At 42.4% G+C, this 14,909-nt stretch carries 18 protein-coding genes; 9 read left to right on the top strand and 9 right to left on the bottom strand.

Features of this window, described 5'->3' with window-relative positions:
• Positions 1–903 carry a pyridoxal-phosphate dependent enzyme gene (locus NF859_RS03060; RefSeq protein ID WP_252742957.1) on the bottom strand — a complete coding sequence of 301 codons (903 nt, stop codon included), beginning with the start codon at positions 901–903 and terminating at the stop codon, positions 1–3.
• A 280-nt stretch (positions 904–1,183) separates the two neighbouring features.
• Here NF859_RS03060 and NF859_RS03055 point away from each other — a divergent pair, with 280 nt between their 5' ends.
• Genes NF859_RS03055 through NF859_RS03030 form a run of 6 tightly spaced genes read left to right on the top strand, consistent with a single transcriptional unit; the run spans position 1,184 to position 5,855 of the window.
• Positions 1,184–1,333 (top strand): hypothetical protein, encoded by a 150-nt coding sequence (locus NF859_RS03055; protein WP_252742956.1) that lies wholly within the window; start codon positions 1,184–1,186, stop codon positions 1,331–1,333.
• 42 nt (positions 1,334–1,375) lie between these two features.
• Positions 1,376–2,689: an MFS transporter gene (locus NF859_RS03050; RefSeq protein ID WP_252742955.1), complete on the top strand. Its 1,314-nt coding sequence runs from the start codon at positions 1,376–1,378 to the stop codon at positions 2,687–2,689.
• 34 nt (positions 2,690–2,723) lie between these two features.
• Positions 2,724–3,053 (top strand): methionine--tRNA ligase subunit beta, encoded by a 330-nt coding sequence (gene metG, locus NF859_RS03045; protein ID WP_252742954.1) that lies wholly within the window; start codon positions 2,724–2,726, stop codon positions 3,051–3,053.
• Positions 3,054–3,890: an agmatinase gene (gene speB / locus NF859_RS03040; protein WP_252742953.1), complete on the top strand. Its 837-nt coding sequence runs from the start codon at positions 3,054–3,056 to the stop codon at positions 3,888–3,890.
• A gap of 23 nt (positions 3,891–3,913) precedes the next feature.
• Entirely contained in the window at positions 3,914–5,065 is a 1,152-nt protein-coding gene (gene thrC, locus NF859_RS03035; protein ID WP_252742952.1) for a threonine synthase, read from the top strand.
• Between the two features lie 4 nt (positions 5,066–5,069).
• Positions 5,070–5,855 carry a DODA-type extradiol aromatic ring-opening family dioxygenase gene (locus NF859_RS03030; RefSeq protein WP_252742951.1) on the top strand — a complete coding sequence of 262 codons (786 nt, stop codon included), beginning with the start codon at positions 5,070–5,072 and terminating at the stop codon, positions 5,853–5,855.
• Here the strand turns inward: NF859_RS03030 and NF859_RS03025 are convergent, their stop codons facing one another.
• From NF859_RS03025 to NF859_RS03010, 4 genes are read right to left on the bottom strand one after another with little or no spacing between them, the layout of a single operon-like run.
• Positions 5,856–6,647, bottom strand: coding sequence for a hypothetical protein (locus NF859_RS03025; protein ID WP_252742950.1), 792 nt, complete (start codon positions 6,645–6,647; stop codon positions 5,856–5,858).
• Positions 6,644–7,051, bottom strand: coding sequence for a hypothetical protein (locus NF859_RS03020; protein ID WP_252742949.1), 408 nt, complete (start codon positions 7,049–7,051; stop codon positions 6,644–6,646). Before NF859_RS03020 ends, NF859_RS03025 begins: the two co-directional genes overlap by 4 nt.
• A 37-nt stretch (positions 7,052–7,088) precedes the next feature.
• Entirely contained in the window at positions 7,089–7,646 is a 558-nt protein-coding gene (locus tag NF859_RS03015; RefSeq protein ID WP_252742948.1) for a hypothetical protein, read from the bottom strand.
• A gap of 11 nt (positions 7,647–7,657) precedes the next feature.
• Positions 7,658–9,244, bottom strand: a complete 1,587-nt coding sequence (locus NF859_RS03010; protein WP_252742947.1) for a hypothetical protein — start codon at positions 9,242–9,244, stop codon at positions 7,658–7,660.
• A 74-nt stretch (positions 9,245–9,318) separates the two neighbouring features.
• Between NF859_RS03010 and NF859_RS03005 the strand changes: the two genes are divergently transcribed.
• Positions 9,319–9,765, top strand: a complete 447-nt coding sequence (locus NF859_RS03005; RefSeq protein WP_252742946.1) for a protein-tyrosine phosphatase family protein — start codon at positions 9,319–9,321, stop codon at positions 9,763–9,765.
• 167 nt (positions 9,766–9,932) lie between these two features.
• Positions 9,933–11,063 (top strand): hypothetical protein, encoded by a 1,131-nt coding sequence (locus NF859_RS03000; protein WP_252742945.1) that lies wholly within the window; start codon positions 9,933–9,935, stop codon positions 11,061–11,063.
• On the opposite strand, the gene NF859_RS02995 is transcribed toward NF859_RS03000, so the two are convergent.
• Both NF859_RS02995 and NF859_RS02990 read right to left on the bottom strand, forming a co-directional pair.
• The gene (locus NF859_RS02995) at positions 11,060–11,638 is read right to left on the bottom strand and encodes a nitroreductase family protein (protein WP_252743075.1); all 579 of its coding nucleotides are present in this window, start codon (positions 11,636–11,638) and stop codon (positions 11,060–11,062) included. The two genes, NF859_RS03000 and NF859_RS02995, sit on opposite strands and share 4 nt — an antisense overlap.
• Positions 11,639–11,644: 6 nt before the next feature.
• Positions 11,645–12,391, bottom strand: coding sequence for an MBL fold metallo-hydrolase (locus NF859_RS02990; RefSeq protein WP_252743074.1), 747 nt, complete (start codon positions 12,389–12,391; stop codon positions 11,645–11,647).
• An 84-nt stretch (positions 12,392–12,475) separates the two neighbouring features.
• Between NF859_RS02990 and NF859_RS02985 the strand changes: the two genes are divergently transcribed.
• Positions 12,476–12,952, top strand: a complete 477-nt coding sequence (locus NF859_RS02985) for a DUF5615 family PIN-like protein (protein WP_252742944.1) — start codon at positions 12,476–12,478, stop codon at positions 12,950–12,952.
• A 1-nt stretch (position 12,953) separates the two neighbouring features.
• Here the strand turns inward: NF859_RS02985 and NF859_RS02980 are convergent, their stop codons facing one another.
• Entirely contained in the window at positions 12,954–13,940 is a 987-nt protein-coding gene (locus NF859_RS02980) for an ABC transporter ATP-binding protein (RefSeq protein ID WP_004066754.1), read from the bottom strand.
• Positions 13,941–13,945: 5 nt separating this feature from the next.
• Complete coding sequence (locus NF859_RS02975; RefSeq protein WP_252742943.1) at positions 13,946–14,905, bottom strand: ABC transporter ATP-binding protein; 960 nt, start codon at positions 14,903–14,905, stop codon at positions 13,946–13,948.
• Positions 14,906–14,909: the final 4 nt, after the last annotated feature.

Below are 14,909 nucleotides of genomic sequence, written 5' to 3'. Positions count from 1 at the left end.
TCAAACCCCTCCAGTAAGGAGCAGGACGAAATTCTCGTTATTTACACCGAATTTTCTAACAAACTTAACAAGCCCGGCTAAAGTTAGAGCAGAGGCTGGGAGAACCTTTATCCTCTCACTCATTTCCAAAATCTTGGCATATTTTAAGGCTGTATCATCGGCAAAACCAAAAACATACCCTTTCGATGCTTTTACAGCTTCAAGGGCATTTTGAAGATCAAAAGATATCGATGAGACAAGGGGTTCGTTGAAATGAGTTTCAACAAAGTCTCTAACTTCTTCCATACTACCGGTATAAAATGCGTTCAGTATTTGATTTCCGTAGCTTGTTGTAACTCCAATGATTTTTGGCATCTTTCCATATTTTTTGAAACCATAGTAAACCCCCACTAGAGTGGAACCGTTTCCTACGGGAACAAAGACTGCATATGGCTCAATTTCTTTGAGAATTTCTTTTGAAATGAGGGAATAAGCTTCGTAATCTATTATGGGTTGCGATCCCGGGTTTGCATCGTAATAATTCATAGTTGCTGCAAAAGTTTTGCTCATAAAGACTGCTGACTCATATGACCCGTCTACAAATATAACCTCTGCCCCATGCCTTTTCATTTCTTCCATTCTTGAGTTTTCATAGTGCCTTGGAATAAAGATCACGGCTCTTAATCCCTCTTTTTCTGCAAAATATGCTATAGATGTCCCGTAATTACCACAGGTTCCCACAGTAATCCCAGAAAAGCCAAGGGCTTTTGCCCGTTTAACGTGTGCCTTTGCGATCCTATCTTTGTGTGTTTTTGTTGGATTTGCTGCTTCGAGTTTTAGATAGATTTTTGAAATCCCCAATTTCTCCTCTAGGCTTGTTGCTCTGAATAGGGGGGATTCATCAGAGTTCAATTCTGTCTCCATTTCTCACACCAAATCCGCCTGTTTTTGAACTTGAGGGCTCAAATTTGGATTTTTATACTCTACGCTTATTCAGCCCTTGTATTATGGATATTAGCCATTCTAAAGTTGGTTAAGGGTATATAAACCTTTCTCCCAGGTATGGCTGTTATATCCAATTAACATTGTTATACAGCCCTAATATTTTTAGATCTTGAATGAGAACCGAGAAACCATGACGAAAAGTTTATAAACCCATGATTTCTGTATATAACGCCCCGAGAGGGGGCGGGAGGTGTCAAATATGCAACCCCCAAAGAAAAAGAAGAAGGTAGAGGACTACGAGGAGGAGCCATTGGTAGAAGAGGAAGAAGAGTTTGATGAGGAATTCGATGAAGATTGGGATGAAGAGGAATGGGAGGAGGAAGACTGGGACGAAGATGAAGACTGGTGAACTGCTCTTCTCTTCTTCTTTCATTACTTTAAGGTGTCCCCAATGAAGGCTTCTCGGAAGAGGGAGAATGCATCCCTAAGAGCCATCGAAGATTCAGCCCTATTTGCCTACACAAAGAAGTCCAAGATTAGATGGTTTTACGCATTTGTCCCCTTCAAGGTTTCAACAGGTGGTACCTCTACACTGATACCCCTCCTAACTTTAGAAGCAGGTGGATCTCCTCAAGAAGTAGGAGTAATTAACGCTATTGGAAGCATTGCCTCAATGATAGGGGGAGTATTTTGGGGAAAGCTCTCAGATAAAATGCTTAAAAGAAAACCTTTTTTGGTACTGGGCTTTATCGGAACATCTTTGTTCTCGTTTCTAATGGCGTTTTCAAGGAACATTACTCAGCTAATGGTCCTCAGCTTTCTGTATTCTTTCTTCATCGCAGCCACAATTCCAATTCCGGTTATACTTATTGCAAGAGTCCTAAAGAAAAAGCAACTCGACTACGGAATTGCGAAGTTCAACGAGATAGGTGGATGGGCATGGGTCGTGGGGCTTATTCTAGGGTTTTTCCTAGCTTATTTTCTAAGTATTAGACAACTTCTTGTAGTTTTTGCTGTTGTTAATATTCCTTCGATTGTTTTGGGAGTTAAGTGGATTCAAGAAGCCCCGTTTAGGATTGAGAGAAAGAGTCTGGGAGTTTATGCAAACTACATTGTCGAAAAGTTTAGGTATCTGCCAAACATCATGATTCATCTGCCCGACTACAACAAGCGGGCTCTCACAAGATTTTTGGAGTTTAAGGAGTTTTATCTTGCCTCAATCCTCTTCTGGGTAGGAGCGATGTTATATTTTTCACAATTCCCAGTCCTGTTAAAATCCCGCAATGTTAGCACTTCCGAGATATATCTCGCTGCTATTCTAAACTCATCAATAGCTGCCTATATGTATATGAAAGCCGGAATACACACCGAGAGAAGAGGTGGAAAAGTATCTCTCATTAGGGGATTGAGCATAAGAAGCTTTGGGTTCTCTCTTATTTTACTTGGCTTACCCCAAACTAAAACGATGTTCAAAATCTGTGCATTCATTTCCTACGCACTGGCCGGATATTCTTGGGCATACATAGGCATATCAACAACTTCAATAATCTCTAAGCTTGCGAAAGAGAAAGAAAAAGGGGCAATGATGGGCTTTTATAACTTGATAAGCTCTCTTGGTGCTATCGTCGGAAGTATCTTGAGCGGATTTATCGTGAAAGCAGGTGGATTCCTTACAGACTTTCTTCTTGCTTCCCTTTTAATACTTCTCAGCATTTTTATCATTTTGAAGTTTAGTGCAGATGCTTCCTCTCAGCACAAAGCCTAAATATTCGCTTCCCCAATCTTTTGTGGTGAAATTTATGGAGCTTTATGATGTCAATGAATTCTGGAAGTTTGACCTTAGGGTGGGCCTTGTTAAAAAAGCTGAAAAGCTGAAGAGAACTAAGAAGCTCATAAAACTCGAAGTGGACTTTGGAAGTGAGCAGAGGACTATAATAACTGGTTTAGCTGATCAATACACTCCCGAGGAGCTTGAAGGAAAGAAGTTTATTTTCGTCTTAAACCTGAAGCCCAAAAAGCTTTCAGGTGTTGAGAGCCAAGGAATGCTTATAGTTGCCGAGAGCGAAGACGGCAAAGTTTACCTTTTGCCAGTTCCGGATGAAGTTCCAATAGGAACGAAGGTGTGGTAGATGCTTTTTGGAATTCCTTCATCTAAAAAACCAAACCTCTACATCCTCGGGATTCCGTGGGATAACTCCTCTTCCTTTAGAAGAGGTTGCGCTGAAGGGCCAAAAGCCATAAGGGAGGCAACTTCCGAGGAGCTTTACAACAGCTTTAATGAAGACCTGGTCAATCTAGCTGAACATTGGAGCTACAAGGATTTAGGAGATATCAAAGCAGATACCTTTGAGGAGCTAGTTGAAAAGGTCAACAAAACAGTTAAAGAGCATTATAATGGAGAACTCTTCCTTTTTTTAGGTGGAGACCATTCTATAACCTATACCACTTTTAAGGCGATTGAAGAAGCCTCAGACGAGGATTTCGGCTTGATTTACTTTGATGCTCATCCAGACATGTATCCAGAATACGAGGGTGACAAGTACTCCCACGCGTGCACGGTAAGGCGATTGGTAGAGGAGGGCTGGGTAAAAAGGGAGAACGTTGTCCAAATTGGTGTGAGGGCACCTACAAGAGAGCAGGTCGAATTTGCAAAGGAGCATGGAGTAAAAATAATCTCTGCATCAGAGATTTATCAATCTCCAAGAGTCCATGTGCCTTTCGAAAAAGCATACCTTTCGTTTGATATGGACGTCCTAGATCCTGCCTTTGCCCCTGGTGTGGGAAATCCTGAGCCGGGAGGTCTAAGCACGAGGGAGCTTGTCGAAGTAATAAAGAGCTTGAACGTGGAAATAATTGCCTTTGACATTGTGGAGCTTAATCCTAATTATGATTACAAAGGTATAAGTGCTTTTGCTGCTGCAAAGATAATAAGGGAAGTTCTGGGGAGAGCCGCAAAAACCAAATGACGCTGCATGTTGGAGGTGAATTCATGCTGAAATGTACTGCATGCGGGAGAGAGTACTCTCTGAGAAAGCCATATCAGAGGTGTGAGTGCGGAGAACCCTTGGAGCTTGAACTTTTCAAGAGCGTTCCCGGAATAGGGAGAAAAGTTTGGGAGAAATTCTCCGGATTTTTCCCATTCGAGCTTAAGCCAGAGCTAAGTCTTGGAGAGGGGGACACCCCACTGACAAAGGCAAAAAAGCTCTCAAAGGAGCTTGGAGTTAAACTTTATCTCAAAAATGAAACCACAAATCCCACGTGGAGCTTTAAGGACAGGGGGACTTATCTTGGCATTCATAGGGCTCTTCAGCTGGGGTTTGAAAAGATTGGCACGGTCTCAACGGGCAATATGGCGGCAAGCATTGCCGCTTATGGAGCTTTTGCTGGACTTGAAACGTACATTCTCGTTTCATCGACGATAGCAGAGGAAAAACTCAAAGCTTTAGAAGTTTATGGGGCAAAAATAATCAAAGTTCATGGGGATTACGGGGAGCTCTATTACAAAAGCCTTGAAATAGGCCAGAAAAAGGGTATATACTTCATAAACTCGGATGATCCCTTTAGGATTGAAGGGTACAAGAGCATAAGCTTCGAAATAATTGAGGAAATAACTCCAGATTATGTCGTTGTCCCTACTTCCTCGGGAGGACTGTTTAGGGGGATTGTGAAGGGATTTTTAGAACTTAAAGAGAGTGGGTTAATCGAAAACCTCCCTCGTTTTGTGGTGGTTCAAGCGGAAGGCTGTTCTCCAATATGCAAAGCGTTCAACAGTGGAAAAGATAGAATAGAGAGGTTTGAGAGCCCGCACACAATAGCCCACGCCATAGAAAATCCCTATCCGCCAAGCGGGAACGCAGTGGTGAGGCGTTTGAGAGAACTTGACGGACTATGCATTACCGTTAATGATGAAGAAATCTTGGAATCCCAAAAAGCCCTTGGCAGAGAAGGCCTCTTTGTTCAGCCTGCCTCTGCAACAGGAGTGAGTGCAATAAGAAAGCTCAGAGAAAGAGGCGTCATTGAAGAAGGAGCGAAGGTTGTTAGCATTCTCACTGGGGCTGGATTGAAGACTCTAACTCACGTTGAGACCCCAAAAGTAGATGAATGCTCTTTGGAATCCCTTGAGGAATGTTTTAGGTGGTGATGCAATGTTAATTGGTGTCGCTATGATGCCTCATGGGAACCCCGTTCTCAAGCCAGAGGACGAGGAGACGAGAAAGCTTGCAGAAGTCCTTAAGGAAATTGGCAGGGAGCTTTCAAGAGCAGAGGTTTATGTTCTTATAAGTCCTCATAACGTTCGCATGAGTGAAGCCCTTGGGGTTATAATGGCTGAGAATCTAATTTCGTGGCTCGGTTTTGCTGGAGTTCAGCTTCCAGGGGAGTATAAAACGGACAAAGAGCTTGCCAGAGAGATATACCTAAAGGCAAAGACTGAAGGTTTGCCCGTGGTTGATATAAACTTTGCCTCGCTGAGTGGGGAATACTCCCGTTTTCCCTTAACTTGGGGAGAACTTATACCTCTCCACTTCTTGGAAAAGAGACCGCTAGTGCTTTTAACTCCCGCACGGCACATTCCGAAAGAAACGCTTGTTAAATTCGGGGAAATTGTTGGGGAAGTCCTTGAAAACTACGGAAAAAGGGTAGCCTTCATAGCGAGTGCAGACCATGCCCATGCACACGGCAACGGCCCGTACGGCTATGCACCCGAAGCTAAGGAATATGATGAGCTTATCATGAGAATAATCCAAGAAAGTAGACTTGAAGAGTTCCTTGAGATACCGGATGAGCTGATAAACAAAGCTTTGCCGGACAGCTACTGGCAGCTGCTCGTCCTTTACGGCGTTTTAAGAAAGGTTCCAATGAAGCTCATAAAAACTGCTTACGCTTGCCCATCATACTTTGGCATGGGCGCGGCTTTGTTCATAAGGGAATAGCTAGCTCAAGATTGAAGCGAGTTCAATGACTTCTTCTTTTTCTCCATACAAAATTATCAACCTCCCATAGGCCATCACGTCTGAGCATTCTAAGTATACGGCTTTATTTCCTTCCTGAAGCATCGTGGCATTGATAAGCCTTCCAATGAAATTTCTCTTTTCCAGAGCTTCGGGAGGAACTTCTATACTTTGCCATCCTTTATTTTTGAGAATCTCTTCGAGATCTCTGAGAGCGTTTTTGCATTTAGGACTCTTGTGTGAGCTGGGATAGACAAAAATTCCCATATAAACACTGGTTATATTTTGGAACACAAACCCACCGGTTCCGTTAACTATTCCCTCCTCTCTCTTTAGATATCCGCTAGGCCTTAGACCATATTCTTTTGTCCAGTCCATTTCTTTAAATGGGAGGGAAATTTCTCCGAAATAGGGGTTAACGTAAACCTCATTTTCATAAAGGGTGTAGTAGATGACTTTCTGTGGAGAGGGTCCAATACTGGGAACGTTGATTGTATACACAAAGATAAGAAGCGCGATGAAAAAGATTGCCAAAAAGGCTATTCTAGCTGGTTTTTCTTCTTTATAAATCTTCAACGCTACAATTTTAACCAAAAATCCTACAATAAACGCAGACAAGACACTCCCAATTATTGGCAAGAAAGAGACACTACGTGGCAAAATCTTAGAGATGTCACTTATATCCAGCAAAATCATTATAGCCAGTCTTATTGGGATTAATAGAAGCAAAAGCAATAGGGAAACCAGTATTAAGATAACGGTTTGACGTCTCATTGTGCATCACCTTTTAAGCGGGCTATGGTATAGTATATGAATGCCCCTAAAAGGAAGGAAACCACGGGAAATAGATAAAAGAGAAAGAAAACAAAAAAGCCCGGGTCATCGCTGTGATAAGAGCTGGAGCGAAGGTCTTCAATCATTGTTACTATAGAAAGTGCTATTGCTACTATGAGGGGAGCGATGCTTGCCATTACAGCAAATTCTGGGAGAGAAATCTGCAATTTCCATAGAAAAAGTGTGGTTATTGAAGCCACAATAAGGGTTGGATAGATAAAGAAGAGAATTTCAGGGTGAATTCTGCCATACATGCCTTCGAGTTTTTCTATCCCAAAAGCTGTTAGAGTCCACAATGGGGTTGCAAAGATTAGAAAAAGGAAAGCCTTGGTGTTTTCTTTCATTTCCAATCCCCTAAAGTGCTGTAGGTGGAACTAGTATTTATCTTTTTGCTAGAGCCATCCACAAATCTTTTTTCTCTATGTGGATGAAAATGAAGGTTATCTCTTCTTCTGGAAGCTCCAGAGCTTTCGTATAAATTGAGACGCAGTAAGAATCAAGCTGAAATGGTATGTACCAGTATACGAATGAGTCAACAACTGAACTTCCTTTGTAAATCTTAAAATCAATTCTCTGTCCTCCTGTGGTTGTGATGTTCTTTGGAGTGTTCCATATTATTCTGTATCCTTTAAACAACACTTCACCTGAGAAGTTAACCTCTTGCACCCCTAAAACCACATATTCATATAACTCGCCGTTTAGTTTAAGCACTGTTTCGCTTAGGATGGTCATGTTGAGGTAGGCTGGATCGCTCTGGGGGTTTAAGGGTGATTTTAAGGTAGTATCACATTTATTAAGATTTTCTTTGGCTTCATTTAGGAATGAAACAACCTTTGAAGCCTCGTTTGGTGAAGAAGTGGGTGTGGTTGAGGGCCGAGTTATACATATGGAAACTAAGACGATCAAAGAGAGAAGAAGGACAAAAAGGGCCTTCTTCATGTTTCCCACTCCTATCTTTTCTCAATCTCTACAACCCTTCCTTCACTAATTTTTACAGTTACGCTGTCTCCTTCTCTTAAGCTAAGCACTTTGAGGATGAGCTCATCGCTTAACTGGTCTGCACTTAAATGGAGAGTTTCGTTTCCAATTATTAGTATCCAGTGGGTGTTTCCCTCTTTGATGTATGAGTAAATTCCCTTAACAACTCCGCTGATCTCTTCAACCTTTGCTCCTACCTGCCCATAGAGAAGGAACGCTCTAACTTCATCTTCGTTTTCAAAAATCTGCACATCTTTGGTCTCCGCATTTACAAAAGCTATCTTCGCAACACCCGAACCGCTTCCGGGAATTATTGCAACTCTCCACCAGAGTTCTCCGTTTAGGAAGATTGGAATCGGCTCAACGGCCATAAACTGGCTCCAGTCGAAAGTTGGGAGGGCTTTTTTAACATAATCTATTGCTTTTACTGGCCCTGTTAGAGGGGTTTCAAACTTTACTTGGCTCATTTCTCCAGTTTGAGCGTTAATTAGGTATATTGCAGCTAATCCATGGGCCCTACCATATGGTTCCACAGCAATCATCCAGTATTCTTTCCCATCGTTGGCAATTACCAAAAAGGGTTGCCTGTTTCCTTGACCACTCACATCTATAAGCTCTATCTGGTTCTCGTGGTGAAGCCAGAGGTTCTTTATGTTTGAAAGCACACTTTCCTTCCAGTAATTTTGAGCGTGAACGATCTTTCTTGTTAAAAGCTCTGGGAAGATTGGAAAGTCTTTCAGCCGTTCATCTTTAACGGCTTCTTCAGGGGTTAGATCCTCTATGTTGCCATCTTCATCAACGATTAAGACTCCTCCCCATTTGGGAACGGTATAAAAGACGCGGAAGCTGTACGAGATGTAGGGAACGACGATGTAAATCTTGCCCTCGTAATAGAGTGCCCGCGGAATGTCGAGGTCTATTAGATAGTGCTTTTTGTAGAGATTCCACTCAAGGTTGTCAAATATCTGCATTCCTGGACCGACTTGGAGTTCGTTCTCGATTCTTTTCATTCTTGCTTGGGTGGTGTTCATGTCAACGAAGAGAACACCCTTATCTTTGAGCCTTATTGCGTTCCATGCTCCATCGGGGATTATAAAGAACCCCCAAACCGGAGTTCCGTCCCTAATGGTTAGATGGGAAGAACCTAGTGTATATCGGGCATATTCTATCGTATCGACCGCATAACGGTACGCAGTTAACTTGGGCAAAATCCTGATCTTACTGCTTGAAAGTTCGAGCTCGTTTGAAACTTGGGTGGGGTGATATTCTTTGTAAAGGGCGGTGTTTGAAAGGGCTCCAGTGAATACCGAGATAATGATCAATAAGAGAATCACTAAGGCAAAAATGCCTCCCAATGAGGCGTTCCTTTTTGTTGGCTCCTCAACAAACTTTTTCTTGGAGCTGTATATTAAGATGGCTGCTAATATGATGAAGAGGTATATTATCGTTGGGTTCCTGTAAAAGCTCATTGCAATTCCATGGAACCACGGTCTGAAAAACCATAAGATTCCTATAAAAACCAAAACTGGCAGAAAGAGCTTAAGCTCTTCTTTTCTCATTTTTCTCACCTTAACTAAAGATCAGCGTAAGAGTTTATAATATTATGTGGCAGATTCTAAGAAGGGCGGTTAAAATGGTGTATCCAAAGTTCGTTGATGAGAATGTGGCTTTTTCACCTATGCCTTACCCGGAAGACATTCCAGAAATTGCAGAAAAATTTGATGCTGTGGTCGTTCTTACCTACGAATACGAGCTGTATTACGACTTGGAGGGGCTTATCAAAAGGGGTATTGAAGTTCTTTATGCACCAATAGAGGACTTTACCGCACCATCTTTAAAGGAGCTGCTTAAGATTGTCGAGTGGATAGAAAAGAAAATCAAAGAAGGCAAAAAGGTCTTGATACATTGCCTCGGCGGAAGTGGAAGGAGCGGGACAGTAGTGACTGCATACCTTATGTACGCTCATGGGTTTTCTTTAAGGGAAGCACTTGCAAAGGTGCGCTCTCTTAAGCCTTCTGCCGTCGAGACTCAAGAACAAATGGAAGTGCTGAAAGAGCTTGAAGAGCATCTAAAAGGCTGAAATTTACTATATCAATGTCAAAATTTAAGGTTCAACTTTAGAACTATTTTCGTCAAATTTTCGTTTTATTTTGAATAAAGGAAAAATATTTAAGGATGAATGTCCAAAATAGTAATGTAAGTCTCCAAAATCGGCCCTACTCGGGCTCTTAGTGGAGGTAAAGAGACATGAAAAAATTCAACCTCTTGTTGGCTTTCTTTTTGGTTGGTTTGGTTTTTATAGCTGGTTGCATTGGAGGAGGAACAAAGACCCAAGAAACTTCTACCCCAACACAAACCACCACGCAAAGTGAAACCCTCACCCAGACTACAACCTCTTCTCCGACCCAAACTACAACGACTTCTTCCCCCACACAAACAACCACAACTTACACTACAACCACCACAACTGAGACTCCAACTCAAACTACAACTACTCAAACTCCCACAGAGGAAGCTTATTGGAGACCATGGGAGTATGCTCCCTTCGAGCTTAATGGAAAAAGGTACATCATAACCTATTACAAATACTACTACAAGGTTAAGCCAAATCAAACGGCTCCTATGTATGAATACGAAATTGAGAAGAAAATTGGAAAAGAAACAATCCACGTTTATGGACAAGATATTCAGATGAACAAAAAAGATTTGGGCGAATTCGAGGTTTGGGCGTATCAAACGGTGGTTACTCCAATAAAGGCTGAAAGCTTAGAGGGAAAGCTAACAATAACAATATGGTACAAGAGCAACCAGACCACTGCCGCTATTTATCCATGGGATATCGCATGGTTTGGCGCACTGTCTCCCTATGGGGGAGATGCACAGTTTGTGGGGATGAGAATTGAATACAATGGAAAAACATTTGCATTCTACAATCCAACGCCATTCCAGAGCGGTTTGTTCCCCTACTTTGAGGGGGACAATGACATTCTCTCTGAGGTTGACTATGATTTGAGCTACCTCTACATGGGCTGGTTTGCAACAATTCACTTTGGGATATGGTACACATGGGAAGATTACAACCTGCTCGTTCCACAGAGCGGAACCTGGAGCGATGGACTGCACACATGGACTTGGGAGACAAAACCCGATGGAAGTATTACGCTTGGAGGTCTCTCCTTCAAGGTTGTAGAGGCTCAATGGAGTTACGCTGGAGCAGAGGGGCTCTCACTGAGTGGAAAAGGAAAGATCTCCCCTTACCTGCCTCTCGTAATAGAGGGCGAGGGGACTTATGGGTATAAAGATCCAAAGACCAACGAGGAGCTTTATATATATGCATACCTCAAGCTCGAAGACCTTGGAGTGGAGCAAGTAAGCTAGCTCTCTCCTTCTTCAAATTTTTCAAAGCTGATAACTTCTTTAAGGGCTTTTCTTTCGTATTTAGGCTTTTCATCGTCGGGATAACCTATAGGCAGTATTGTCTGGAGCTTGTAATATTTAGGAGCATTTACAAGTTCTTCAAGCTCTTTGGGATTGGGAGGAGTGTAAGTTACCGTGCCGAGCCCTTCTTCCTCAAGGGCAAGCAAGAGATACCCTACAGCAAGCCATGTGGATTGGACTGCAAAAGGCGCCCTAACATCGGTAAACACGAGAACAAGATAGGGAGCTTCACTCAAAAAGGGCTTTTGCCATGTAAACCCCTTCTCCTGTAGCCACTCTCCAAGTTTTCCTTTCATCTTCTCGTAAAACTTTCTCTCTCCTCTCTCGCAGATCTCCCGAATACGGTTTTTCATTTCAATGCTCTCAACGATAACGAAGTGCCACGGCTGGGCATTCATTCCAGAGGGAGCTTCTTTTGCTGCTTCTAAAGCTCTTAAGAGCTTCCCTATAGGTGGCTCTTCTTTTCTGAATTTTCTCACGGTTTTCCTTCTTTTAGCAAGCTCAGGTATCATTATCCCACCTCACACGTAAAAGAGCATCCCATCGTATGCTACAAGAACTTTTCCTCCATATTTCTTTCTTACGTACTCATCCAGCATTAAAAACGGCAGGTTTTTGTGAGATATGTGGCTTAAAAGCGTTCTTTCTGCCAGTTTAAGCCCAATTTGAGCTCCCTCATCGACGTTGTTGTGATAAGGATCATCTATGCCCGGTGAATAGGTGGCATCCACAATAGCTAGGCGAAGGTTTTTCTTATCTAATAGGTCGAGTGTCTCTTCGGGAAGTCCCTTGGTGTCATAAAGAACCGCCACACTCTTGTTGTCTTCCTCTATCAGGTAGCCTAGGGTTTCCACTTGATGGTTGAGTTTTAGAGCGGTTATTCTAAGGGAATCAATTTCCAAGACATCTCCGGCTTTGATAAACTTTACATCGATATTCTTGGGGTCATTAACCATGAGCCAATCTGCATCTCCTTTTGGGGCATAAAGGGTTGTTTTCTTTGCAATCCATCGGAGCTTATATAAGCCATATATGTGATCGTGGTGCCAGTGAGTGAGGAGGATTGCCTCAAGAGGAACGTGCAGTAAATCTCTAATATCCGTCCCAACGTCTATAAGAACGGCTTTTTTATTTTTGGTGATTATAGCCAGCGTAGAGGGTTTTCTTTGGGCGAAACCTAATTTACGGGCTTCTTCACATGTTTGGCATGTGCAGAGGTGTGCTGGAATTCCTTCACTGCCCCCAGTGCCGATGAAGTACACTATCATTTGAGCCACCAGAGTTAGAAGTGCTGAAGAGGTTATAAGGTTTCTTCCAAAAGAAATTTATTGTTTCACTCCAAAGTAGCGTTGATGAGAGGAAAAAACACAAAGTTTATTGCCGACATGATGCTCGGAAGGCTGGCAAGGTGGCTTAGGTTATACGGTTACGACACGCTCTACGGGATAGAGAATGACGAGGAAATTTTGAAGGTTGCTAAAGAAGAAGGCAGAGTAATTCTGACGAGGGACGAAGATCTTGCAAAGAGGTGTGAGAATGCAATTCTTATAAAATCCAACAAGTTTGAAGAGCAGGTAAAGCAGCTTATGGAGCTGGGCTTTGAGTTTAAAGAGCTATTTCCAGAAAACGCACGATGCCCAAAGTGTAATGGGCTAATTAGAAGGGCCAAAAAAGAAGAAATCAAGGGGAAAGTGCCAAAAGGCGTTTATGAGGATTACGATGAATTTTACATCTGCACTCAGTGTGGTCAAATCTACTGGCCCGGAAGGCAGTGGAAAGAGATGGTAAAAATAGATAGAAAGTTGAGAAACCTAAAGGAAAATAAATAGCTTAGACAAGAGGATGATAACAGGCAACAAAGTGTTCTTTGCTTATTTCTACAAGTTCCGGTTCCTTTGTTCTGCATTCTTCTGTCATAAGTGGGCATCTTGGGTGGAATCTGCATCCACTTGGAGGATTAACAGCGTTAGGAACTTCACCTGTTATCTCTATCCTCTTTTTCTTTTCCCTTTTAACGATTGAAGGAACGGCTTGAATTAGTGCCATTGTGTATGGATGGGCAGGATTTTTGAGAACTTCCTCTGTTGGCCCTACTTCCACAATTTTTCCCAGGTACATAACAGCTATTCTATCAGCTATAAGCTTTGCAACGGCTATATCGTGTGTTATGAAAAGCATGCTTAGGTGATATTCCTTCTTAAAGCTTTCAAGAAGTTCCAAGATGGAGGCTCTCATTGAAACATCAATCATGGAGACTGCTTCATCCGCAACTACGAACTCTGGTTTCAGTATCATGGCTCTAGCTATGACAACCCTCTGTCTTTGCCCACCGCTCAGATGGTGGGGGTATCTTTCGTAAAACTCCTCTTCTGGTGTTAAACCCACTCTGCGAAGCATTTTTAGGGCCATTTCTCTTGCTTCTTCTTTTGTCGCTAGGTTGTGAATCAAAAGTGGATGAGCGATTGCATCTCCAATTTTCATTCTTGGACTCAGACTTGCATACGGATCCTGGAAAACCATTTGCATTCTTCTCCTGTAGGGTCTCAACGCCTCGTAGTCGAGGTGAGTAATGTCTACCCCATCAAAGATTATCTTCCCATCGGTGGGCTCAATAAGTCTTAGAATAACCCTGCCCGTGGTAGTTTTCCCGCATCCACTTTCTCCAATTAACGCGAGGGTTTCACCTTTTCTCACCTCAAAACTTATTCCATCCACAGCTTTGACGTATTTTTGGGGCTCTTTTCTGAGAGTTTCCAGAATAGTCCTCTTGACTGGGAAATATTTCTTGAGGTTTTCAACTTTGAGTATGCTTTCCATTTTTATCACCTGTACAGGTGGCAACTTACGAAGTGACCTTTTTCAATTTCAATAGTTTCAGGTTCTATGGAGTCACAAACTCCCTTTAAAGTGGCTTTTTCTTTAAACACGGGACATCTTGGGTGGAATCTACACCCACTTGGAGGATTTCTGAGATCGGGAGGATAGCCGGGTATTGCTTTTATCTCTTTTTCACTCCATAAATCAGGAACACTTGCAAGGAGTGATTGGGTATAGGGATGAAGGGGATTTTCAAGAATTTGCTCCACCTTTCCAAACTCCACTAGTTTTCCTGCATACATTACAGCTATTTTATCACTTCTCTCTGCCGCAAGGGATATATCATGTGTCACAAAAAATATGCTTGTTCCCTCTTTCTTGAGGCTCTCAATAAGATCCATAATTGCATCCTGCACTATAACATCTAGGGCAGTTGTGGGTTCATCTGCTATAAGGAGCTTTGGATTAAATGCCATGGCAATGGCTATGGCAATCCTCTGTCTTTGCCCACCACTGAGCTGGTGAGGATAATAGCTCATTCTATCTTCTGGGAGGTTTACCTTCCTAAGCAGTTCCTTGGCTCTATTATATGCTTCATCTTTTTCCATACCATGTTCCGTCATAACTTCCACTATTTGATCGCCAATTTTTCTTAGAGGGTCTAAGCTCGTCATAGGATCCTGGAAAACCATGCTGATTTCTTTTCCCCTTATCTCTCTTAGCTCATCTTTCGTTAATCCAAGTATGTTTTTTCCCTCAAAGATAATCTCCCCATTGACGATTTTACCAGGGGAGGGGACGAGGTTCAAGAGAGCGTAAGCTACTGTAGATTTTCCGCTCCCACTTTCCCCAACAAAGCTTACCCATTCTTTTTTGTCTATTGTGAAAGACACATTTTCAACTGCTCTCACAGTGCCGGCAAGGGTGTAATAATAAATGCTTAAGTTTTTTACTTCCAGCAGCATTTTA

Source organism: Thermococcus alcaliphilus, assembly GCF_024054535.1.
Taxonomy (GTDB): Archaea; Methanobacteriota_B; Thermococci; order Thermococcales; family Thermococcaceae; genus Thermococcus_A; species Thermococcus_A alcaliphilus.
The sequence above is the reverse complement of the archived record's forward strand: the minus strand, read 5'-3'. Positions and strand labels throughout refer to the sequence as shown.

Excerpts from the sequence above, each read along its gene's own strand:
- NF859_RS03060 (WP_252742957.1), bottom strand. The coding sequence starts at position 903 with ATGGAGACAGAATTGAACTCTGATGAATCCCCCCTATTCAGAGCAACA.
- NF859_RS03055 (WP_252742956.1), top strand. The coding sequence starts at position 1,184 with ATGCAACCCCCAAAGAAAAAGAAGAAGGTAGAGGACTACGAGGAGGAG.
- NF859_RS03050 (WP_252742955.1), top strand. The coding sequence starts at position 1,376 with ATGAAGGCTTCTCGGAAGAGGGAGAATGCATCCCTAAGAGCCATCGAA.
- metG (WP_252742954.1), top strand. The coding sequence starts at position 2,724 with ATGGAGCTTTATGATGTCAATGAATTCTGGAAGTTTGACCTTAGGGTG.
- speB (WP_252742953.1), top strand. The coding sequence starts at position 3,054 with ATGCTTTTTGGAATTCCTTCATCTAAAAAACCAAACCTCTACATCCTC.
- thrC (WP_252742952.1), top strand. The coding sequence starts at position 3,914 with ATGCTGAAATGTACTGCATGCGGGAGAGAGTACTCTCTGAGAAAGCCA.
- NF859_RS03030 (WP_252742951.1), top strand. The coding sequence starts at position 5,070 with ATGTTAATTGGTGTCGCTATGATGCCTCATGGGAACCCCGTTCTCAAG.
- NF859_RS03025 (WP_252742950.1), bottom strand. The coding sequence starts at position 6,647 with ATGAGACGTCAAACCGTTATCTTAATACTGGTTTCCCTATTGCTTTTG.
- NF859_RS03020 (WP_252742949.1), bottom strand. The coding sequence starts at position 7,051 with ATGAAAGAAAACACCAAGGCTTTCCTTTTTCTAATCTTTGCAACCCCA.
- NF859_RS03015 (WP_252742948.1), bottom strand. The coding sequence starts at position 7,646 with ATGAAGAAGGCCCTTTTTGTCCTTCTTCTCTCTTTGATCGTCTTAGTT.
- NF859_RS03010 (WP_252742947.1), bottom strand. The coding sequence starts at position 9,244 with ATGAGAAAAGAAGAGCTTAAGCTCTTTCTGCCAGTTTTGGTTTTTATA.
- NF859_RS03005 (WP_252742946.1), top strand. The coding sequence starts at position 9,319 with ATGGTGTATCCAAAGTTCGTTGATGAGAATGTGGCTTTTTCACCTATG.
- NF859_RS03000 (WP_252742945.1), top strand. The coding sequence starts at position 9,933 with ATGAAAAAATTCAACCTCTTGTTGGCTTTCTTTTTGGTTGGTTTGGTT.
- NF859_RS02990 (WP_252743074.1), bottom strand. The coding sequence starts at position 12,391 with ATGATAGTGTACTTCATCGGCACTGGGGGCAGTGAAGGAATTCCAGCA.
- NF859_RS02985 (WP_252742944.1), top strand. The coding sequence starts at position 12,476 with ATGAGAGGAAAAAACACAAAGTTTATTGCCGACATGATGCTCGGAAGG.
- NF859_RS02980 (WP_004066754.1), bottom strand. The coding sequence starts at position 13,940 with ATGGAAAGCATACTCAAAGTTGAAAACCTCAAGAAATATTTCCCAGTC.
- NF859_RS02975 (WP_252742943.1), bottom strand. The coding sequence starts at position 14,905 with ATGCTGCTGGAAGTAAAAAACTTAAGCATTTATTATTACACCCTTGCC.